16 protein-coding genes are annotated in these 21,584 nt (G+C 44.4%); 12 read left to right on the forward strand and 4 right to left on the reverse strand.

Annotated features, from left to right (window positions below; genetic code table 11):
- Positions 1–3: 3 nt before the first annotated feature.
- Positions 4–2,733 (reverse strand): 2-oxoglutarate dehydrogenase E1 component, encoded by a 2,730-nt coding sequence (locus SCB77_RS17415; RefSeq protein WP_320183268.1) that lies wholly within the window; start codon positions 2,731–2,733, stop codon positions 4–6.
- A 173-nt stretch (positions 2,734–2,906) separates the two neighbouring features.
- Complete coding sequence (locus SCB77_RS17420; protein WP_320183269.1) at positions 2,907–4,142, reverse strand: deoxyribodipyrimidine photo-lyase; 1,236 nt, start codon at positions 4,140–4,142, stop codon at positions 2,907–2,909.
- A 239-nt stretch (positions 4,143–4,381) separates the two neighbouring features.
- On the opposite strand from SCB77_RS17420, the gene SCB77_RS17425 reads away from it, so the two are divergent.
- From SCB77_RS17425 to asnB, 6 genes are all read left to right on the forward strand, one after another.
- On the forward strand, positions 4,382–5,245 hold the full coding sequence (locus SCB77_RS17425; RefSeq protein WP_320183270.1) for a Rossmann-fold NAD(P)-binding domain-containing protein: 864 nt from the start codon (positions 4,382–4,384) through the stop codon (positions 5,243–5,245).
- Positions 5,246–5,251: 6 nt separating this feature from the next.
- Positions 5,252–6,037, forward strand: coding sequence for an AraC family transcriptional regulator (locus SCB77_RS17430; protein ID WP_320183271.1), 786 nt, complete (start codon positions 5,252–5,254; stop codon positions 6,035–6,037).
- Positions 6,038–6,150: 113 nt separating this feature from the next.
- Positions 6,151–6,735 carry a DUF1349 domain-containing protein gene (locus SCB77_RS17435; RefSeq protein ID WP_320183272.1) on the forward strand — a complete coding sequence of 195 codons (585 nt, stop codon included), beginning with the start codon at positions 6,151–6,153 and terminating at the stop codon, positions 6,733–6,735.
- A 13-nt stretch (positions 6,736–6,748) separates the two neighbouring features.
- A complete protein-coding gene (locus tag SCB77_RS17440) occupies positions 6,749–7,141 on the forward strand; it encodes a VOC family protein (RefSeq protein ID WP_320183273.1) in 393 nt (130 codons plus the stop codon).
- A gap of 79 nt (positions 7,142–7,220) precedes the next feature.
- Positions 7,221–9,059 (forward strand): UbiD family decarboxylase, encoded by a 1,839-nt coding sequence (locus tag SCB77_RS17445; RefSeq protein ID WP_320183274.1) that lies wholly within the window; start codon positions 7,221–7,223, stop codon positions 9,057–9,059.
- A 298-nt stretch (positions 9,060–9,357) separates the two neighbouring features.
- On the forward strand, positions 9,358–11,046 hold the full coding sequence (asnB, locus tag SCB77_RS17450; protein WP_320183275.1) for an asparagine synthase B: 1,689 nt from the start codon (positions 9,358–9,360) through the stop codon (positions 11,044–11,046).
- 81 nt (positions 11,047–11,127) lie between these two features.
- Here asnB and SCB77_RS17455 read toward each other — a convergent pair whose 3' ends face one another.
- Together SCB77_RS17455 and SCB77_RS17460 are read right to left on the reverse strand one after the other, a co-directional pair.
- Complete coding sequence (locus SCB77_RS17455; protein ID WP_320183276.1) at positions 11,128–13,302, reverse strand: S9 family peptidase; 2,175 nt, start codon at positions 13,300–13,302, stop codon at positions 11,128–11,130.
- An 80-nt stretch (positions 13,303–13,382) separates the two neighbouring features.
- Complete coding sequence (locus SCB77_RS17460) at positions 13,383–14,117, reverse strand: 3-keto-disaccharide hydrolase (protein ID WP_320183277.1); 735 nt, start codon at positions 14,115–14,117, stop codon at positions 13,383–13,385.
- A gap of 133 nt (positions 14,118–14,250) precedes the next feature.
- Here SCB77_RS17460 and SCB77_RS17465 point away from each other — a divergent pair, with 133 nt between their 5' ends.
- The 6 genes from SCB77_RS17465 (at position 14,251) to SCB77_RS17490 (ending at position 21,542) form a co-directional block, all read left to right on the forward strand.
- Positions 14,251–14,619, forward strand: a complete 369-nt coding sequence (locus SCB77_RS17465) for a dihydroneopterin aldolase (RefSeq protein WP_320183278.1) — start codon at positions 14,251–14,253, stop codon at positions 14,617–14,619.
- A gap of 195 nt (positions 14,620–14,814) precedes the next feature.
- Positions 14,815–15,258 carry an Hsp20/alpha crystallin family protein gene (locus tag SCB77_RS17470; RefSeq protein WP_320183279.1) on the forward strand — a complete coding sequence of 148 codons (444 nt, stop codon included), beginning with the start codon at positions 14,815–14,817 and terminating at the stop codon, positions 15,256–15,258.
- Between the two features lie 126 nt (positions 15,259–15,384).
- On the forward strand, positions 15,385–16,023 hold the full coding sequence (locus SCB77_RS17475) for a TetR/AcrR family transcriptional regulator (protein WP_320183280.1): 639 nt from the start codon (positions 15,385–15,387) through the stop codon (positions 16,021–16,023).
- Positions 16,024–16,056: 33 nt separating this feature from the next.
- The gene (locus SCB77_RS17480; protein WP_320183281.1) at positions 16,057–17,415 is read left to right on the forward strand and encodes a TolC family protein; all 1,359 of its coding nucleotides are present in this window, start codon (positions 16,057–16,059) and stop codon (positions 17,413–17,415) included.
- Complete coding sequence (locus SCB77_RS17485; RefSeq protein WP_320183282.1) at positions 17,415–18,482, forward strand: efflux RND transporter periplasmic adaptor subunit; 1,068 nt, start codon at positions 17,415–17,417, stop codon at positions 18,480–18,482. The genes SCB77_RS17480 and SCB77_RS17485 overlap by 1 nt, the downstream gene beginning before the upstream one ends.
- Before the next feature lie 9 nt (positions 18,483–18,491).
- Positions 18,492–21,542: an efflux RND transporter permease subunit gene (locus SCB77_RS17490; RefSeq protein ID WP_320183283.1), complete on the forward strand. Its 3,051-nt coding sequence runs from the start codon at positions 18,492–18,494 to the stop codon at positions 21,540–21,542.
- The last annotated feature ends 42 nt before the right edge of the window (positions 21,543–21,584 follow it).

Genomic DNA, 21,584 nt, shown 5'->3' on the forward strand with positions numbered 1-21,584 from the left:
GTTTTATATTTCAAATGCTTTGTTAATTATCTCTGTTTGCTGTGCTACGTGCTGCTTCATATATCCTGTCGCTGGCGATCCACTTTCAGGACGAGCGATATATTTTAGATCCAAACTGCTACCACGGAATTTGCGGCAATAGTATGGCCAAGCACCCATGTTTTCGTTCTCTTCTTGCACCCATACAAATTCTGCTTTTGCATATTTCTTTTGCAACGCTTCAATTTGCGTATGTGCTATAGGATATAATTGCTCTACACGGACGATAGCAACATCTTTACGTTTATCAGCTTCTTGTTTCTCTAATAAATCGTAATAGATCTTTCCTGAACACAGAACTACGCGCTTAACAGATTTCGCTGTTACTGTCTCATCATCGATAATCTCTTGGAATCCTTTTTCGGTAAAATCCGTCAATGCCGATACTGCTTTTGGATGACGTAGAAGGCTCTTCGGCGTTGCAACGATCAACGGCTTGCGGAATTCTCGGTGCAACTGACGACGCAACATATGGAAATAGTTCGCTGGAGTGGTGCAATTTGCTACAATCATGTTGTTGTTTGCACAAAGCTCCAAATAGCGCTCTATACGACAAGACGAGTGTTCAGGTCCCTGTCCCTCCATGCCATGTGGAAGCAACATTACCAAACCATTGGAGCGTTTCCATTTGGTTTCACCCGAAGAGATATATTGGTCAAAGACAATCTGTGCGCCGTTGGCAAAGTCTCCGAATTGAGCTTCCCAGATAGTCAAGGTGTTTGGATTTACAGAAGCATAACCATACTCAAAGGCCAGTACAGCATATTCAGAAAGAAGCGAGTTGTATATGTTGAATTTCTCGCCACCTTTAACTTTTGCTAATGGGGTATAGGTCTCGTCGGAATCTTCCAGCGTCACCACAGCATGACGATGCGAGAATGTACCGCGCTGCACATCTTGTCCCGAAATACGGATGCCATAGTCTTCGTTCAACAAGGTCGCGTAGGCCATTAGTTCGCCCATCGCCCAATCGTATTTGTCTGAATCGATCATTTTTAAACGATCTTCGAATACCTTGGTGATCTTACGGAAGAATTTTTTGTCTTTCGGCAAGCTGTTCATTTCCTTTGCCAACTTAACAAAAAGATCTTTAGAAACTTTAGTTTCAGCTGATGTACCTATGTCAGCAGCTCTAGCAGGACGTAAGCCTTTCCAAGCACCCGCAAACATCGGACGCTCTTCACTAATTTGTTCTACCTTTTTAGCTTCATCCAAACGCTCTTGCAATACAGCGCGGAAGTCTTTTTCTAATAACTTTGCAAAATCGATATCGATGCTTCCCTGATCTACCAGTTTTTTCACATAGATAGCCAGTGTATTGGGATGCTTCTCGATCAGTTTGTACAACGATGGTTGTGTAAATTTAGGCTCATCCGCTTCGTTGTGTCCGTAACGTCTGTAACCCAATAGATCGATGAAAACATCTGTTTTATATTTTTGACGGTACTCTACCGCTAGATTGATCGCGTAAACCAATGCTTCAACATCATCACCATTAACATGGAATACAGGTGAAAGAGTTACCTTTGCAATGTCGGTACAGTAGGTAGATGAACGTGCATCTTTATAGTTCGTTGTAAATCCAACTTGGTTGTTAATCACAATATGGATGGTACCACCAGTTTTATAACCATCTAATTTAGACATTTGGATGGTCTCATACACGATTCCTTGTGCTGCAACAGCTGCATCTCCATGAATAAGGATCGGCGCAATTTTTGAAGAATCACCTTCGTATTTTAAATCGATTTTAGAACGAACCATTCCTTCAGCAACGCCGTCTACCGTTTCCAAGTGTGATGGATTGGGCGCTAAGCTTAAGTGGATATTCTTGCCGTCTTGACTCGTGATATCGGAAGAGAAGCCCAAGTGGTACTTTACGTCGCCACCAAATTGGATTTCTGGATCGGCTTCGTACATCTTACCTTCAAATTCTGAAAAGATGGTTTTGTACGATTTGCCCATAACGTTCGTCAATACGTTTAAACGACCGCGGTGTGCCATACCAATTACAAATTCTTCAATACCCAAAGAAGAACCTTTTTGGATAACCGAGTCCAGCGCTGGAATTAAAGATTCTGCGCCTTCCAAAGAAAATCTCTTTTGTCCCAAGAACTTGGTGCCGAGAAAACTCTCGAAGATAACTGCTTCATTTAACTTTTTAAGGATACGTTTTTTGCCGTCAAGGGAAAATTGAGGCGTATTGCGGTCGGCCTCCATTTTGTCTTGTAGGAACTTGATTTTCTCAGGGTGGCGAATATAACGGAATTCCGCACCAATGGAACGGCAGTAGGTATCTTCGATCAACTGGCGGATATCTCTTAGTTTAGCTTGGCCTAAGCCTACTTCTACACCTGCGTTAAATACAGTGTCGAGGTCAGCTTCTGAGAGGCCAAATGTTTCGAGTTCTTTTCCAGGGAAATATTTACGGCGCTCACGAACAGGGTTTGTCTCCGTGAAAAGGTGTCCGCGATCACGGTAACCGTTGATCATATTAAGCACATTGATCTCTTTGATCGCTTGCTCTGGGGTTTCTGCAGGGGCGCTGCCTCCCTCTGCTGTTTGGCCAAATTCGAATCCTTCGAAAAATTTCTGCCAACTTACATCTACTGCGTTAGGGTCTTCCTTGTATGCTTGATATAACGAGTCAATATAACCTGAATCTGCGTTACTCAAATATGTTAATTTGTCCATGAGGAAATCTTACGTATAAAAATTTTGCTCAAAGTTAGCAAATATTAAATACTTGGCAGGACTAAAATGCACAAAAAAAAGCCTGAAAAATGGATAAAATTTAAGATTTCGGAGTTTTGTGACATTTTTCCGAATATGCTCTTATTCAGCTATGCCAATATTTATAAAGGCCTTTATTTTACTTCTGCTCGAAGGGTATATTGCTTTTTACTGATTTCATGCCAATCCATCTTCAGGTTGTCTTTGCTGCTTGTTCCAAAACCAGCCAGATGGAGCCAATGGCCGTAGGTTGTTGCTGGAGCATAATCGATCATATACTCTTCAAAAAAACGAGCGCCTAAAAGGTGGTTGATGCCTACTTCTTGAAGCAGGTAAGCGGCAAGTACCTCGCGGTGTTCATAAGGTAGGTTGCCTTCTTGGCGCAGTTGCTGCAAAAGTGTATCAATAACGGGTTCTCCAGTTTCTCGCGATAGGAGCTGCTGCATTTTTTCAATAGATGTCGTCAGTTCAACAGCAGGCTGATGGTTTTGAAAAAAAATATTGGGATGTTTTTTTAGCATGAACCGAAAGTAGTCGCGCCACAGTAGTCGCATGATTAATCTTTCGTACTTTTTCTTGTTTCCTGTTGTTGCGGCGGCTTTTATCTTATGGTAATAGAAGGCTGGCGATACAGCGCCATGGGCGATATAAGGTGAAATCAGGTTGTAGTCGTCCACCTCATCGTACTGAGGTGTCAGCGTTATTTCCATCATTTGTAATGCTTGCTCTTCGCCGCCGCGCAATCCAGCTTCGGTTTGTTGCGGAAGGTCGTCTAGAGAAAATCCTAGTGCTGCAAGCGTAGGGATTTTTGTTTCCTCGAGGTGTGGGTGGGTCGTGATAGCAGCGATAGCAGGTAATACGGGGCGCACAAAGCTCTCTTTCTCCACTTTCTTCTTGAATGCGCTAAAGGAGTCTGGAATATCCTTGATGGGAATGGGTAAATCTTCTTTATGGTAAAGGGTGTGGCCGATAAAATGTTTAAGATTTATTTTCTCCTTCCATAAGACTGCCTCCACACGCTCGGAGATCTTGGTTTCCCGGTGCGCTACTTCTCGATGGTGGTATACCTCCGTAACGTCGTACTTGGCGCACAAAGTGGCGATAAGATCTTCGGGTTGGCCGTGAAAAACCAACAGATCCGCACCGAGTTCTTTCAGCCGCTCTTTCAAGCAAGCTACGGTTTCTAACAGAAAATTGGCGCGCAACACGCCGGTGTTACGAAAGCCAGAGTGGTTGCTCTCGAAATATCGTGGGTCGAAAAAGTAGACGGGGATGACGATATCGCCTCTTTCTACAGCCTCAAACAATATCTCATTGTCATGAATGCGTAGATCATTTCGAAACCATACTAAAATCACCTTTTTCGTCATACAAGAAAATCGTTTGCTGGGCTGTTTGTAAATAACGCAAATATAGCTTAAAGAATCTGTTTTGTTTAGATTGGGTATAAATATGTAGGCTCTTTTTACAAAGGATAGACAAATTGCGCAAGCAAGGTGAATGGGCTCTTTTTCTATAATTTGTAACAAATTTTATTTTTGGCGAACATAAACGAAACTCTGCTGTTTTGTTATTGAAATTAATAACTGGTTTTTTGTGAAGCGAGCTTATGGATATATTAATTAGTGGGTTAAACAATTATGTGGGACGACGGAGTATCAGCTTGATGGCCGATGACAAGATGAACGTTTTTGCCATCACACGAAATCTTAAGTTATTCGAAAAACGTGTGTTTGAACCTGTGCGTGCTACCTTGTTAGAGGTGGATCTGATCAAAGGAGATGTAGATGTTGATTTGCCAATTCCCGCTGTGCAAGCTGCATTTTACTTCACCCAGGTACCGACCTTGAATGATATTGTCAACCTAAAGTTGGAATTGCTTTGCCTCCGCAATTTTATCCATATCTTAAAAAAGAAACATTGCACGCGTTTAGTCTATGTCGCACGGCTGATGGATAAAGTTTGTATTCAGTCAGTGTTGGATCTGCTGGATGAACTGCGTATGGATTACACTGTAGTGCTTAAGAATAGCGTGATTGGTCGTGACGCTCTAGTGGATCGGGTTTTTAAGAATATTGCCAATAGAAAGTTTATATTTTACTCCAAGCAATATGCTAGTCGTTGTTTTCAGCCTTTGGGGGCACATGACTTTATCCGTTGGTTGAAGGCGATCTTGGATGTGCCGGCCTTTCATTATAAGATTCTGGAGATAGGAGGAGGAGAGTCGCTCTCTTTTATGCGCGTATTTAACTTATACAAAGAACTGAAGTTAATTAAAGGTGGCCAGAAAATTGTTAACGTTCCGAAATGGTTTGTAAAGTTTGTATATCAACATAAACTGGATATCAGTACCAATGATTATGCTGAACTTAGTCGTATTATTCAGTCGGATAACCGCACGGACAACAGTTGGAGAGCCCATATGCCATTTGAATTTTCGAAAATAAGCGATATTTTGCAACTGGATAAATAGCACGATATGCTCAAGATAACGACGTTCAGATCTGTTCGCTTTCCAGATTTGGTTGAGCGTTTTTGGTTTTTGGAAAACGATGACCAAGAAACAATCGTCTATCATCCACCGGAGCCTTATATAAATCTTAGGATATCATGGTTTGAGGCCGAGGAAACACGGCCTGCATTGAATATGGATGATCCTTTTTGGGAGGGATTGCCGTTGCAGCATGTGCGAAAATGTTACCTGCCCCATACTCGGCAGCTTGGTGTGCGCTTTTATCCCTATGGTGCGTATCCATTTTTTGGTGGGACCGCACAAGAAACCATCGATGCGCTAGCAAGGTTTAAAGATCTTGTTGTTGGCTTTATGGATGGAATGCCGATATCAGATCGAAAAGTTGCAGAGGAACTAGATGTTTTTCTCGCAAAGTATTACGTCCAAGAACTTTACAGGAGAGTGGCTCCCTTACAATTATTCTACAGGCAGGTACGGTGGGACGAAGACCCGCCGGACATCCAACGTTTTTGCCAGCAACAAGGTTTATACTACACGGCGCTAAATCGTGTGTTTAGACGTGTGCTGGGTGTTTCACCCAAGAAGTTCGAAAGGTTGGTGAAATTTAGGCGCGCTCTTTGTGATTTGCTGGATAGTGAACATAGCTTGAGCCTCATCGGCCATGCGGCAGGATATTTCGATCAAGCACATTTTATTCGTGAATTTAAAGCCTTCTCCGATATTACACCTTCCACTTATCAACAGCTAATGTGTGCTGAACGACTATTGCAATACAACTTCCGATTCTTGTGAAGATTATTTTTTTAAAGCTGTTTAAAATATACAATTTCCTTGGTTTGCTTCCCTCTAGCTTTGTATGCAGATACAACAATGCGTTGATCTGTTTACTTTATTGCAAAAAAAATATGGAAACTAAAGAAAGCGCAGCCGCGTGGAGCGTCATTAATCCTTGTGTGCAGCGTGTGCAAAACCAGTCGATCTATCTAAGGTCAAATGCCAACGTGGATTTTTTTAATAAGTTCGAAGGGACGCCTTTGGATAACGCGAGTTTTTACTACCGCACACTAGACGGTGATTTTTCATTGTCAGCACGAGTTGTTGTCGAGGCGAGATCCACATATGACGCTGTCTTTTTGATGGCTAGAACAAGCAACTCACAGTGGTTAAAGTTGGCTCTTGAGCGTAACGCAGACGGGAGTAATTCTATCGTTTCTGTATTCAGTAACCCTTGGTCGGATGATGCCAATGGTGAGTTGCTGCTAGGAGAAACTGCTTATTTGCGCATATCACGCGTCGGCAACCTGTGGGGTCTACATTATAGCTTGGATGGTGAGCGGTGGCGCTTTGTGCGTACACTGGGATTCGTGCCACAGGGTGAGCTGTATGTGGGATACGGTGTACAATCGCCCCTAGGTGAAGGCTTTGATGGAGAGGTGCATGATCTTCAGGTATCTGAACAGCCACAAACGGATTTTCGTAACGGACTGTAAAAAATGTGTAGAGATGATAAAAATAGAACATATCGCACTGTATGTGCAAGATTTGGAACGTATGCGTAGCTTTTATGAAACCTACTTTGGTTTAACTAGCGGCACGAAGTATCATAATAAAAAGACCTTGTTTTCATCGTATTTCCTGCGATCGGAAATGGAAGGTGCGCGTATTGAACTTATGCATCGTCCAGATGTCAAGCGACTTGCCGTAGACCGAAGTGAGCCTTTTGGATTTACACATTGTGCTTTTGCGCTGGGCAGCAAATACGCTGTAGATACGCTGACGGAAAGATTACGTGCCGACGGTTGGGTTGTGCTCTCCGAAGCAAGAACAACGGGAGATGGTTATTACGAAAGCGTAATCGAGGATCCGGAAGGAAATCGGATTGAACTGACGGTTTAATTTAATGGGAACAGCGCCTTTAGCTATTTCATTAAAACCAACTATTCTGCTATTTTTGTGTACACAAAAATAGCAGAATATGGGGTATAGAAGTTTGGCAGAATGTGTGGCCGATTTGGAGAAGCACGGGCATTTAATTCGTATCAAGGAAGAGGTCGATCCTTATTTGGAGATGGCTGCCATACATATGCGGGTGTTTGATGTGGAAGGACCGGCTTTACTGTTTGAAAATGTAAAGGGATCGAAGTTTCCGGCAGTGTCCAATCTGTTCGGTACACTCGACCGGTCAAAATTTATGTTTCGCGATACACTGGATCATGTCAAAAAGCTGGTGGATGTGAAGATGAATCCAATGTCGGTGCTGAAAAAGCCGTTAGATTATGTCGGCTCATCGATGGTGGCCTTGGGGGCGCTTCCTTGGCGCAAAAAAGCGGGAGCACCAATCCTTTATGGACAAACTCAGATCTCGGAGTTGCCACAGATCGTTAACTGGCCGATGGATGGTGGGGCATTCGTGACGATGCCACAGGTGTATTCGGAAGATGTAGAACGACCAGGTATTATGCAGGCCAATCTAGGTATGTATCGCATACAGCTATCGGGGAATGATTATATACCTAATGCAGAAATAGGGTTGCATTACCAATTGCATAGAGGAATTGGTGTGCACCAAACCAAGGCCAATGCATTGGGAAGGCCGCTGAAAGTAAGTGTCTTTGTCGGAGGACCACCTTCACACCCATTGTCGGCCGTTATGCCACTGCCCGAGGGGTTATCAGAGATGATATTTGCTGGCGCATTGGGTAACCGTAGGTTTCGTTATTTTTATGATGACGAAGGATTCTGTGTATCGTCGGATGCCGATTTTGTTATTACCGGTACGGTTTATCCTCAAGAGAATAAACCGGAAGGCCCATTCGGGGATCATATCGGCTACTATAGTTTGACCCATCCGTTCCCATTGATGAAAGTGCACCGTGTGTATCACCGTAAAAATCCGATCTGGTCCTTTACAGTCGTGGGGCGGCCGCCACAAGAAGATACGAGTTTTGGAGCTTTGATTCATGAGATCACCGGAAATGCTATTCCGCAGCAGATCGCGGGTCTGCATGCTGTGCATGCTGTAGATCCTGCTGGCGTGCATCCGCTTTTGTTTGCTATAGGTAGCGAGCGCTATACGCCCTATCAGGAAGTGGAGCGACCGCAAGAGCTGTTGACCATCGCCAATCAGATTTTAGGAACCAATCAGTTGAGTTTGGCAAAATATCTTTTTATATCGGCACATGCCGATAATCCTGCGTTAGACATTCATGATATCGAACAGTTTATGACACATATGCTTGAACGTATCGATTTTGCGAGGGATGTTCATTTTCAAACCAATACCACGATTGACACCTTGGACTATTCTGGCGATGGGCTGAATGCGGGATCGAAAGTGACATTTGCTGCGGTAGGGCGTAAGAAGAGGACGTTAGCAAGAGAGCTCCCTGCAGGCTTAGATCTACCAAGGCCTTTTAATCAGGCGAAGTTGGCGTTGCCGGGTATTTTGGTATTGGATGGCAAGGCTTTCACGACCTATGAAGAGGAAATAGGCCTTATCGATGTTTGGAGCAAAGCTTGTGAAGGCCTTCTGTTTGAAGGTGTACAAATGATCGTTTTGGTAGATGATGCTGCCTTTGCTGCGGATACTGTGAACAATTTTGTGTGGGTTACCTTTACGCGTAGTAATCCGGCCTACGACATATATGGCGTGGATAGCTTTACAACATTCAAACATTGGGGCTGTCGCGGACCGCTGATTATCGATGCACGGACGAAGCCTCATCATGCGCCCGCTTTGATAAAAGATGAATCCATAGAACGGAGGGTTGATCAGCTCGCTGCAAAAGGAGGTTCGTTACACGGCGTACTCTAATTAAACATTATATGTTAGAGAAAAAGTCAGGCTAGTGAAAACCAGCTTGGCTTTTTTATTTTAAATCCATCGTTTGGAGGCGCTGGTTTTTTTTATTGGTATCGTTTCCGGACAAAGCAATCGTTTGTTTGATGTGTTAACAAAAAGATAATTTGCGTGTAGAATTGTTAATTATGTATTTGATTTGTTGTTTTATTTCTAATAAAAAAAGCAAAATATTATGAATTTAATTTTTTAATACTTTTCTTTGTATAGAAATTATAATTAAACGTAGAGAACAGTATTAAAAATTTATTTTATGTGTGGAATTGTTGGAGCTTTTGATTTAAAGCTATCCTCCTCGGAGACGCTTAGGCCGCAGGTTTTGGAGATGTCGAAACGGATTAGGCATCGCGGACCGGATTGGTCGGGTATTTTTACCAGTGAAAAAGCGATTTTAGCGCATGAGCGCCTCGCCATCGTTGACCCAAAATCGGGAAGTCAACCCTTGTTTAGTCCTGACGGTAACGTGGTGTTGGCGGTAAATGGCGAGATATATAATCACCAACAATTGCGAAATACCTTGCCAGATTACAGTTTCGCAACACAATCAGACTCGGAAGTGATCTTAGCGCTTTACCTGGAAAAAGGAGCGTCTTTCATTGAAGATTTGAATGGTATTTTTGGGTTTGCATTGTACGATGGACGTGATGATTCTTTTTTGGTGGCACGTGACCATATGGGGATTATTCCACTTTACTATGGTAAAGATGAAGATGGGCAGATTTTTGTAGCGTCTGAATTGAAATCATTGGAAGGATTTTGTGTAGAGATCGAGCAGTTCCCTCCGGGACATTACTTATATAGCAAAGAAGGCGCAGAGCCAAAGAAATGGTATTTGCGCGATTGGGAAGCTTTTGATACCGTAAAAGATAACGAAACGGATATCGCCAAATTGCGGACTGCGTTGGAAGACGCTGTACAGCGTCAGTTGATGTCGGATGTGCCTTATGGTGTATTGTTGTCTGGTGGATTGGACTCTTCAGTGATTGCGGCGGTAACGAAGAAATTTGCCTCCAAGCGCATTGAAACTGGTGGGAAAGAAGCAGCTTGGTATCCACAATTGCATTCTTTTGCCGTGGGCTTACAAGGTGCGCCTGATTTGATTGCTGCGCAAAAAGCGGCCGATCATATCGGAACCATACATCATGAAATCAATTTCACGATTCAGGAGGGCTTGGATGCCATTCGTGATGTGATCTACCATTTGGAAACCTACGACGTGACCACCATTCGTGCTTCGACACCGATGTATCTTTTGGCGCGTGTTATCAAGTCGATGGGGATCAAGATGGTGCTTTCTGGAGAAGGATCTGATGAGCTTTTCGGAGGTTACTTGTATTTTCACAAAGCTCCAAATGCGCAGGAGTTTCATGAAGAAACCGTGCGTAAGCTGAAGAAGCTCTACCTTTATGATTGCCTGCGTGCCAACAAATCGTTAGCTGCTTGGGGGGTTGAAGGTCGCGTTCCGTTTTTGGACAAAGAGTTTATGGATGTAGCCATGTCGATCAATCCTGCTGACAAGATGATTAAAGATGGTCGTATGGAGAAGTGGGTAGTGCGTAAGGCTTTCGAAGACTATTTGCCAGAGAGTATTGCTTGGAGACAAAAAGAACAGTTTTCTGATGGCGTGGGCTACAGTTGGATCGATACCCTGAAAGAGCAAGCCGAATTGAAGGTGAGTGATGTTGAATTTGAGACAGCTGCTTCACGTTTCCCAGTAAATACACCGAAAAATAAAGAAGAGTTTCTGTACCGTACAATTTTTGAATCGCATTTTCCGTCGGAAGCGGCGGCAAAAACAGTTCCTTCGGTCAAATCTGTGGCTTGCAGTACGCCAGAGGCATTGGCTTGGGATGCTTCGTTCCAAAACCTCAACGATCCATCGGGTCGTGCGGTGGCTAGTGTGCATAACGAAAGCTATGTGAAAGCTACCGAAACAGCCTAGTAACGCTACGGTGTATAAAAAAAAGCCAGCTACTTCGTAAATGAGTTAGCTGGCTTTTTGTTTTGCGTGCTCAAGCTTGGATTAGCGTTTCAAGTGCAAGTCGAAATATTGCGCGATCTTTTCGTACATATGTACACGATCTTTACCCATAACATTGTGTTCATGTGTTGGGTAAAGGAAATAGTCGACCTGTTTGCCGGCTTTGATGCAGGCTTCAATAAATTCCATGCTGTGTTGTTGTACAACTACAGGATCTTGCGCGCCGTGGATAATCAATAAATTTCCTTTCAGTTGGCTTGCTTTATCCAGTAATGATGTGCTTTTGTATCCCTCGGGATTCTCTTGCGGCATGTCCATATAGCGTTCGCCGTACATGACCTCATAAAATTTCCAGTCGATAACAGGCCCGCCAGCAACGGCCGTGCGGAATACTTCTGGATGATGTACCATGAATGAGGTGGTCATGAAGCCGCCAAAGCTCCATCCAAATATACCAAGACGTGTTTGGTCAACAAAGGATTTGGTCTTAAGGAAGTCAATCCCTTTCAGTTGATCGGCCATTTCTGCTTTTCCAAGCTGGCGATGTGTTACGCGTGTAAAATCACGCCCACGCGCATCCGATCCGCGATTGTCCATCGTGAAAACGATATAGCCCTGTTGCGCCATATAGAGATCAAAGTAGCCGGCACCGTAAAGCCATTTGTTTTGCACAAGTTGGGCATGGGATCCTCCGTAAAGGTAAACCATCACCGGGTATTTCTTGGTCGCATCAAAGTCTGGCGGATAAATAATTCGCCCATTTAATGGTGTCTGTCCATCGGCCGAGATCAGCGATACCGCTTCTATTTTCGGGAGCTTTATTTTTCCGTCAAATGGATTGGAAGCTTCTAGAATAACCGTAGTTTGATTGTTTTTCGTGTTGCTAACGTTGATGCGGTTGGGCACCGTTTGGCTACTGTATTGGTCTAGCACGTAGTTGCCGTCTGCGCTGGTGCTGGCTTGATGCATACCCGATTCATGGGTGAGCTGCACTGTTTTTCCGCTATTGAGTTCTACTTGAAATAACTGGCGATCAAGACCGCTGTTGGTGATGCCTGTGTAGCTTATTTTTTTGCCGTCCGCTGAAAAATCACCTAACGATTCGACAATAACATCGGCATGACCTAACGACCGGATCAACTTTCCTTCTGTATCATAAAGGTAAAGTTGGTTGAAACCATCTTTGTCGGTCTGATAAAGAAACTGGTCGTTCTTGTTTGGTAGGAATTGTAGGGCATGTAGTGGTTCTACCCAAGAGTTGGACTGTTCTTCGAAAAGTGTTTTGACTAACTCGCCGTTTGAAGCTTGGTATTTGTTAAGTTTAAGGTGGTTTTGTTCCCTATTGAGCAAGGCGACATAGATGTACTTACCGGATGGATCCCAAGTGCACAGTGTTAGGTACTGCTCTTTGGGCTCCCCTGTCTGCAAAGTAATATGATTTTTGGTCTTGCTGTCGTAAACCAGCAAGGTCACTTCCTCGCTTTTCATCCCTGCCATAGGGTAGCGAATGTCTTTTACAGAAGCGACACGGTCAGCCCATTGTATCAGCGGGTACTTGCTAACCATGGTCTCATCTTTTCTATAGTAGAGCAGCTTTTCGTTATCTGGACTCCACCACATGCCTTTGTTGATGCCAAATTCCTGTCGATGGGTGTAGTCGCTGCCGTTTACAATTCCGTCAACACTGTCCTGCGTTACGGCGATCGTGCTGCTTCCATCGTTGATCATAATGTTGTTTCCCACGAGGTAGGTTACTTTGCGGCGATCTGCACTAAGTTCGGCATTGGTTGCTGATAGGGGTGTTTTAGCTTGGATCTTCACGGATCTATTGCTTACATCATAGCGTAGGAAATAATGTTGCGTAGCACTATTGTACGTGAAGTAAAAGCTGTTTTTGTCGGCCCATTGATAATCTGTTGGAAAATAGCTGAGTTTTACTTCGCTAGTATCGTTCAGGCTAGTTCTTAGTGCTTCTGCGAGCTCCTTGCTTGTCAAGATATCTTTCGCCTCCCAGTTACTTGCGGCATCCCTAATTTGTAGCTTTTGGTAGCTGGCATCAAGCTGCGTAAAAGCACGCTCTTTCGGGATCCACTGGGTAAGGGTTAGGTTTTGCGGCGCAAATTGTCTAGCGCCAAATACGGTTTCCTGAATCGTGAAATTCCTTTGTCCGTAGGATAGGGAAGATCCGAGAAGGAACAATATCAGTAGTTTTTTCATGTTGTCGTTGCGTTTAGCGACGGCTAAATTAGGAAAATGAATGTTAAACTGAAATGTGTTCCCTCTACGGAAAGATAATGTTACAAAGGCCTGATCCAAATATTACGGAAGTGGACTAGGTCGCCATGGTCTTGTAGGATGATAGGCCCCGCTCCATGTGCTTCCATTTTGGGAAGGCCAATGTACTCCGTGGTACCCTCAATCTGTGTATTGTTTTGTACCAAGACACCATTATGCAATACCGTAACCGTGGCTTTGCTGATTAACATGCCGTCTTTGTTGAAACGGGGGGCCTTATAGATAACATCGTATTGATGCCATTGATCTGATCCGGCATGCACTTCAACAAGTGGAGGTCGCTGTTTGTAGATGCTCCCCGCTTGTCCGTTTACATAGGTTGGATTGTTGTTGTTGTCCAAGACTTGTAGCTCATAGCGTCCTTGCAAAAATATGCCGCTATTGCCACGTCCTTGTCCTTCACCCTTGACTTTTTCAGGACTTTTCCACTCGATGTGCAGTTGGAAGTCTTCAAATTTCTCCTTCGTTTGTATATCGCCAGTGGATGGTTTTACCGTTAGCGTGCCATGCTCAATAGTCCAAGGTGCTGCTTGTCCTGCCGTTTTGCTGCTTTCCCACTGATCGAGATTTTTACCGTCGAAAAGGATGATGGCATCACTGGGGATCTGTGCCTGCAGAGTAACAACTGGAGGTTTTGGGCTGTAGAATTCGGTGTCTTGCGGTTGGAATTTCGTTTGTGCTGCGCAAACCGAAGATAATGCGACTAAAAATGTGGTGGTAAAAAGGTTGATTTTCATTGCTTACTTGTTGTTTAGCTAAACAATGATACATATTTATCTTTAAAAAAATAGGCTAATGCCCATCTTTTGACTATTCTTAATCTATACAGATAGTGGAAGGGCTGGCGTGAATTTTTGCTATGTTTGTATTATGGGGTCTATTATGCAAGAAGTGGCGCTAAACGAAGTTCGTTTTTTTTCGCCAATAGGATACTATCCAGAAGAGCGACTATTGGGCAATGAGTTTTTTGTAGATTTTTCGGTATCCTTTCCGTTTGAAAACGATCATGCAGACGATTTGAACAACACGCTCAACTACGAAGAGTTGTATGGCTTGTTATGTAAAGTTATGAAAAAAGATCGGCAGCTTCTCGAGTCTGCTGCCGCGGAAATATTGGACGAGGCCAAAAGCCGTTATCCGTTCGCAACGAAAATTGTTGTGGCTATTCGTAAAACGACTCCCCCCTTTGGTGTAGATCATATTCACACGCGCGTTTCGCTAACCTATAGACAATCGTAATAGTTCGTCCAATGTAGGTTAGGGCGACATTTCGCCTTGTGCTTCGATGTGTATTTTCTTTGTTTTAAGTCAAAATGGCATGTTTTGGAATTTTTAATAGACAAAATGTCTTGTTTTTATTTAAAAAGTGAATCGGTACGTACTTTGATTATGGATTGATATCATAAAAACAAAAATAATTAGGAGGATATAAACATGGCATTAATTAAATTTCCAACAAAAACAGTGAACTCTGATGCAGTAAACCCTTATGTGAACAGCATTTTTGACAACTTCTTTAACGATTCCTTTATCAGCGATCGTTTGGTGACGCGCGTTCCTGCAGTCAATATTTCTGAAACACAGGATGCCTTTAAGATTGAATTGGCGGCACCGGGTTTGCAAAAATCAGATTTCAAGATTAATGTGGACAAGAATTTGATCACCATCTCCGTGGAGAAGAAAGACGAGCATGTAACGGAAGATAAACTTTATAGCAAAAAAGAATTTAGCTATACCTCGTTTACGCGTTCGTTCTCGTTGCCCGAAACGGTGAATTATAACAGCATTGATGCAGCCTACACTGATGGGGTTTTGATTGTCTCGGTAGGGAAGAAGGAAGAGGCAATTGTAGCGAAGAGACTTATTGAGGTGAAATAAGTGAGTTTAAGTGTTTAGGTTTTAAGGTTGGGAAGGCCTCTGCGCATGCAGGGGCTTTCCTTTTTTTTACCAATTATTTGGATAGGTTAACACTGTTCATTAATTTTGCTTCCACGAACGTATAGTATGGGTATTAAAGAACGGAAGAGTAGGCATAAAGAGGATTTGCGTAAGCGCATATTGGAGGCAGCAAAAAAACTGTTTGTTTCCGCAGGGTATGAGGCGACGTCTATCCGGAAAATTGCACAGGAGATTGAATTTAGCCCAACCACAATTTATTTGTATTATAAGGATAAGAGCGATATCATCTATGCCCTACACCAAGAAGGATTCTTGATGTTGCGGCAGGATTTCCAACCTCTTATGCAGGTGGAGTCGCCTTTCGAACGATTGAAGGCAATCGGGAAGTGTTACCTGCGGTTTGCACTTACCCATCCGGATTTTTACGAGGTTATGTTTATGATGAAAGATCCGATGAAATACCTAGAGGTAAATTGTGTTGATGGAGAGTGGGAAGAAGGAGAGCGTGTCTTTGATTTCTTATTGCATACCATTCGTGATTGCCAAGACGCAGGCTACTTTAGCAAAATGGATACGGTGCAGGTTGCTGTACAGGCCTGGTCGTCGGTACATGGGCTCTGTTCTTTACACGTCTCGGGACACTTGAAAAGTATGATGGAGGTGGTGTTAAAGGAGGACGATCAAGAACGTATGATCGAACAGGCTTTTCGTGTGTTTGTTCATTATTTAGAACTTACAAAATAAAAAAATTTGACGGTAAACTTAACACTGTTAATAATGAGAACACTATTTATTTATCTGATAGTGCTCCCGCTTTGCCTCGGCAGCGTGCGCGCACAATCAACGCTTTTGGATACTTATCTGGAAGAAGGGTTGGCAAACAATCTACTGCTTCAGGAGAAGAATCTATCATTGGATAGGGCACTCCATGCTGTACAGGTTGCTAAGTCGATGTATCTTCCCGCGGTAGACCTAGACGTCGCCTATTCGCATGCCAAAGGCGGGCGTTCCATAGAGCTGCCCGTAGGTGATTTGTTAAACCCTGTTTACAATACGTTAAATGCACTTACGCAATCGCAGGCATTTCCACAGATAGGCAACGAAACAATCAACTTCTTGCCACAGAACTACTACGACGCCAAGATCCGGACGGTTATGCCTTTATTGAATACTGATCTTGGCTATAATCAACGCATAAAGGCTGCCGCGGTAAAACTGCAGGAGAACGAGGTGGAGATATACAAGCGCGAATTGATAAAGGAAATAAAAAGTGCCTACTATCAATACCTTACGGCGATCCAAGTTAGGGAAATCTACCATTCTTCATTGGCGCTCGCGCAAGAGGGCTTACGCGTAAACCAGAAACTGCTGGATGCAGGCAAAGGGCTACCTGCCTATGTCATCAGAGCGCAATCGGAGATTGCGGGGATCGAAGCACAGCTTGCCGATGCGGAGAAGAGCATAAAAAATGCAGGGCTATATTTTAATATGCTGCTGAATAGGGAGGCCGATGCCGAGATATTTGAAGATGATATGTTGGCAAAAGATGCGTTATGGTCTTTGCAGAATTGGGGGGAAGTCGATGCTTCGGCTCGTGAAGAGCTAAGTTCTTTGGAGACGGGTATTGCGATACAGGAATCGGTGCTTAAGATGAATAAGCAATACATGGTGCCTAAAATAAGTGGTTTCTTTGACTTGGGTTCGCAGGCCGAAGGGCTTAAGTTCAATGAAGATTCGCGCTATTTTATGGTTGGCCTTACAATGAAAATGCCCATCTTTCAGGGCAACAGGAATCGTCTGAAGGTGCAGGAGGCAAAGGTGGACTTGGCGAGCTCGCGCAATAAAAAGGCACAGGTCGAGCAACAGTTGGCAATGGCCATCGGCGTTGCCCGAAACGAAGTGCTCGCAGCATTGAAGAATTTAGATAAGTCTAAGGTGCAGCTGGAGACTGCCGGAACCTACCAGCGATTGATTCAAAAAGGATTCGCAGCAGGGGTAAATACCTACATGGAAACCATCGATGCCCGTAGCCAATATACCCAAGCCAAATTAGCAGAAACAGTCAGTAAACTACAGATCCTTAGTGCGCTGGCGAATTTAGAACGTGAATCGGCCACCTATCAAATACCACAATAATGAAAACATTACATCTCTTTCCTCTATTTATTGCCGCATTGGCGGCAAGCATCGCCTTGCAGGCTTGTCAACATACTGATCGCGTAAAGGCCATTCCCAATTCGGATACCATTCCGGTGGCATTGTTGTCACTGCAGAACAGCTCGTCGACCGTAGCTTTCGAAGCAACGGGTACATTTACTACAGATGATGAAACCCTGTTGAGTTTCAAAAGTGGTGGCGTGATCGAAAAGATATATGTACGCGAAGGTGATGCTGTGCGCTCAGGGCAGCTATTGGCTCGCGTGCACATGGATGAGGTGGATGCCCGAGCATCGCAGGTAGGTTTGGCAGTAGAGAAAGCACAACGCGATTACGATAGGGTTAATCAGCTTTATCGCGATAGTGTCTCTACCCTAGAGCAATTGCAAAATGCACAGACGGCTTTGCGCGTGGCGCAGCAGGATGTCAAGAGCATACGGTTTAACAAGCAATATTCGGAGATACGTGCTACAAGCAGTGGCTATGTATTGGCACGTTTGGCACAAGAGGGGCAGGTTGTAGGGCCGGGAACACCGGTTTTCCAGATCAATGGTGCCAATGAGGGTAATTGGGAACTGAAGGTGGGCATGTCGGATCGGCAATGGGCTGCCACGCAGGTAGGTGATACGGCCGTAGTCGAGGCAGACGCTTTGGGTGATGGTGGCTTTAAAGCTGTGGTGAGTCGCAAGGCAGAGGGCTTGGATCCTAACACGGGCACGTTCAGTGTTTTCCTGCGCCTATTGGGTAAGCCACAGCGTAAATTGGCTGCAGGGATATTTGCTACTGCGAAGCTGCAGGCACGGGAAAATACCGCTTCCGGATGGCAAATACCCTATGAATCCTTGTTGGATGGTAATGGAAAAGAAGGATATGTTTTTGTGACCAACGATAACCGTGTTGCCAAACGCGTTAAAATTACGCTCGGACCTATCTCGGCCGACGAGGTTACGGTGTTATCCGGATTGGAAGGCGCGAAAGCATTGGTGGTATCGGGTAGTCCCTATTTGGTTGACGGTGCGCCGATTCGTGTTCTTAAACAGAAATAATCGTTTGTTATGAGTCTTATCAAGTATCCGATTAAGAACTACCAGTTCACCCTGATCATGGTATTGATGGTTATCGTAGTTGCGCTAAGCACGGTGTTTACTATGCCCCGCGCTGAAGATCCAGAAATGAAACCTGTGAACTTTCCGGTTACGGTGATCTATCCCGGTACCAGTCCAAAAGATATGGAGCAGCTCGTCGTGAAGCCGTTAGAGAGTCGATTTTACGCCTTGGATGGTATCAAACGCATCAAGACAACGATCAGCAATGGTGTGGCATTTTTGTTCGTAGAATACGTATATGGTGAAGATTACGATGCCAAATACCAAGAGCTGGTGCGTGAACTCAGTGCTGCCCGTCCGGAGCTGCCAGATAATATATATAGCGCTGAAGTGCGCAAGATCGATCCTACAGGGGTCAGTGTTATCCAGTCGGCCTTGGTTTCTGAAAATGCTTCCCTATCAACCATGAAAAAATTGGCGGACGACTTGAAGTCACGTTTGGAAAAGGTGCGTGCATTGAAGGATGTAGAAATCAGTGGTCTGCCCGATCAGCTGGTGCGGGTCGATCTAGATTTACCTAGAATGGCAAACCTGAAAATCCCCATGGATCGCGTGATACAGGCCATACAAAGCGAAAATCAGAATATCCCTGGAGGAAGTGTTCATGCTGGTGAACGTACTTTTAGTGTGAAGACCAGTGGTGATTATCAAAGTATAGAAGAGATTAAGCACACCATCGTATCCAGCGCACAAGGGCGCAATATTTTGTTGAACGATATCGCCGAGGTGTATCCTACCTTTGCGGAAAAAAGCCATATTACCCGATTGAACGGCTACCATGCTGTGTTGGTCAATGCCGCTCAGAAGAGTGGAATGAACATCAGTGAAACGCAAAAGCAATATGCTGTGGTGCTGGATGAATTCCGGAAAACGTTGCCTGATAACGTGGATTTCATCGTGAACTTCGATCAGGCGGATCAGGTAAACACACGCTTAAGTGGATTGGGTATCGATTTTGTGATTGCAATAACCTTGGTGTTGTTCACCTTGTTGCCCTTAGGCACACGTGCCTCTTTGGTGGTGATGATAGCTATTCCGCTGTCGCTAGGTTTAGGCTTGGTTACCTTGAATATTATTGGTTATTCACTTAATCAGCTAAGTATTGTTGGATTTGTGGTGGCTTTGGGCCTAGTGGTGGATGATAGTATTGTGGTGGTAGAAAATATAGAACGCTGGATGCGAGACGGTTATTCGCGGGTGGAAGCGGCTATCAAAGGCACTAGCCAAATCGCTTTGGCGGTGGTCGGTTGTACGGTGACCTTGGTCATTGCGTTTTTGCCGCTGATGTTTATGCCGGAGATGGCCGGTGACTTCATTCGGAGTATGCCGACAGCGGTTATCGCATCTGTCGTAGGCTCTATGTTTGTGGCATTGTTGGTGGTTCCTTTCTTGGCCAGCAAGCTGCTGAAGCCACATGAATCTGGCGAAGGCAATTTTATCTTGCGCGGCCTGCAGAAGATTATTCATGGAACCTATGCCGTGTGGCTTGATAAAGCGCTGAAGCATCCTAAACGTACGGGGCTTATCGCTTTGCTTATCTTCTTTGGCGCTGCAGCGCTAATTCCTATGGTTGGATTTTCGCTGTTTCCTCCATCCGAGAAACCGCAATTTATGATACAGATTGCCGCTCCTTTGCAGGGAAGCATACAGACGACGGATAGTATCACGCGTCGGATAGAGACCGAGTTGCATGATATCCCATCGGTCAAATACTTTACAAGCAATGTTGGGAAGGGAAATCCGCGCATCTACTATAACATGAACCAAGGCAATGAAAATGTGGCTTACGCAGATATTTTTGTGCAGTTGCATCCCGATGTTAAGGCGAAAGAAAAGGAGAAGTTGATTGAGGAGCTTCGTGGGCGCTGGACATCCTATCTGGGTGCGAAAATCGAAGTGAAGAATTTTGAACAAGGCGTTCCCGTGCTATCGCCGGTAGAGGTGCGGTTGTTTGGCGACGATTTGGATACTTTACAGAAGCTGGCGGCCGATGTTGAGCATATGTTGCAAACAACAGAAGGCAACGTCTACGTGAACAACCCCTTGAAAAACAAGAAAACAGATTTAAAGGTACAGATAAACCGAGAGAAAGCCATGGCGCTGGGTGTTCCTACAGCGCGCATCGATCAGACAATTCGCGTGGCGCTTGCTGGTTACACGGCAGGAACTTATACCGATCCAAATGTGGATGATAATGATTATCGTATAACGGTTACGGTACCCCGTGCAAATACGCCAGATATCCATGTGTTTGATGCTATTTTCGTAAATAATGTGGAGGGAACGGCAATTCCGTTAAGCCAATTGGCGAGCTTGACCTTCGAAACATCTCCATCGAATGTGTATCATCAGAATAAGCAGCGCATGGTATCGGTCAACTCTTCTGTCGCAAAGGGATACACGAATGATGAGGTGATCGATGCGGTGATCAAGAAAATGGATGCTTTTGCCTTTCCTGCCGGCTATTCCTACGAAATGGGAGGAGAGGTGGAAAGCCGCGAAACGGCCTTTGGCGGTTTTGGGACTATTATCATGGTTACGGTATTCTTGTTTATCGCGGTGCTCGTGCTTGAGTTCAAGACGTTTAAAAGCACCTTGATCGTGCTCTCTGTTATTCCACTAGGTATTGTAGGTGCGGTGTTGGCCTTGCTGGTAACCGGCAACACATTATCCTTCGTTGCAACGATTGGCCTAGTGGCATTGGCTGGTATTGAAGTGAAGAACACAATTTTGTTGGTGGACTTTACTAATCAGTTGCGAAGGGAGGGGATGGAGCTAAATGAAGCGATAGAGCAAGCGGGTGAAATTCGATTTCTACCCATCATCCTGACTTCACTAACTGCCATTGGAGGTCTCCTGCCTATTGCTTGGTCCAGCAATCCATTGATATCGCCGCTAGCGATCGTGATGATTGGCGGGTTGATCAGCTCGACCTTGCTGTCACGTATTGTTACACCCGTGGTGTATAAATTGATTCCACCACAGATTGAAAAAGACTAAGTAATAGCGCTGAAAAGCTGTTTATTCGTGTTTTTGGAGGGG

Source organism: Sphingobacterium bambusae (genome assembly GCF_033955345.1).
GTDB lineage: Bacteria > Bacteroidota > Bacteroidia > Sphingobacteriales > Sphingobacteriaceae > Sphingobacterium > Sphingobacterium bambusae.

Excerpts from the sequence above, each read along its gene's own strand:
- SCB77_RS17435 (WP_320183272.1), top strand. The coding sequence starts at position 6,151 with ATGGAAACTAAAGAAAGCGCAGCCGCGTGGAGCGTCATTAATCCTTGT.
- SCB77_RS17445 (WP_320183274.1), top strand. The coding sequence starts at position 7,221 with ATGGGGTATAGAAGTTTGGCAGAATGTGTGGCCGATTTGGAGAAGCAC.
- SCB77_RS17420 (WP_320183269.1), bottom strand. The coding sequence starts at position 4,142 with ATGACGAAAAAGGTGATTTTAGTATGGTTTCGAAATGATCTACGCATT.
- SCB77_RS17430 (WP_320183271.1), top strand. The coding sequence starts at position 5,252 with ATGCTCAAGATAACGACGTTCAGATCTGTTCGCTTTCCAGATTTGGTT.
- SCB77_RS17415 (WP_320183268.1), bottom strand. The coding sequence starts at position 2,733 with ATGGACAAATTAACATATTTGAGTAACGCAGATTCAGGTTATATTGAC.
- SCB77_RS17485 (WP_320183282.1), top strand. The coding sequence starts at position 17,415 with ATGAAAACATTACATCTCTTTCCTCTATTTATTGCCGCATTGGCGGCA.
- SCB77_RS17460 (WP_320183277.1), bottom strand. The coding sequence starts at position 14,117 with ATGAAAATCAACCTTTTTACCACCACATTTTTAGTCGCATTATCTTCG.
- SCB77_RS17475 (WP_320183280.1), top strand. The coding sequence starts at position 15,385 with ATGGGTATTAAAGAACGGAAGAGTAGGCATAAAGAGGATTTGCGTAAG.
- SCB77_RS17470 (WP_320183279.1), top strand. The coding sequence starts at position 14,815 with ATGGCATTAATTAAATTTCCAACAAAAACAGTGAACTCTGATGCAGTA.
- SCB77_RS17455 (WP_320183276.1), bottom strand. The coding sequence starts at position 13,302 with ATGAAAAAACTACTGATATTGTTCCTTCTCGGATCTTCCCTATCCTAC.
- SCB77_RS17465 (WP_320183278.1), top strand. The coding sequence starts at position 14,251 with ATGGGGTCTATTATGCAAGAAGTGGCGCTAAACGAAGTTCGTTTTTTT.
- SCB77_RS17425 (WP_320183270.1), top strand. The coding sequence starts at position 4,382 with ATGGATATATTAATTAGTGGGTTAAACAATTATGTGGGACGACGGAGT.
- asnB (WP_320183275.1), top strand. The coding sequence starts at position 9,358 with ATGTGTGGAATTGTTGGAGCTTTTGATTTAAAGCTATCCTCCTCGGAG.
- SCB77_RS17490 (WP_320183283.1), top strand. The coding sequence starts at position 18,492 with ATGAGTCTTATCAAGTATCCGATTAAGAACTACCAGTTCACCCTGATC.
- SCB77_RS17440 (WP_320183273.1), top strand. The coding sequence starts at position 6,749 with ATGATAAAAATAGAACATATCGCACTGTATGTGCAAGATTTGGAACGT.
- SCB77_RS17480 (WP_320183281.1), top strand. The coding sequence starts at position 16,057 with ATGAGAACACTATTTATTTATCTGATAGTGCTCCCGCTTTGCCTCGGC.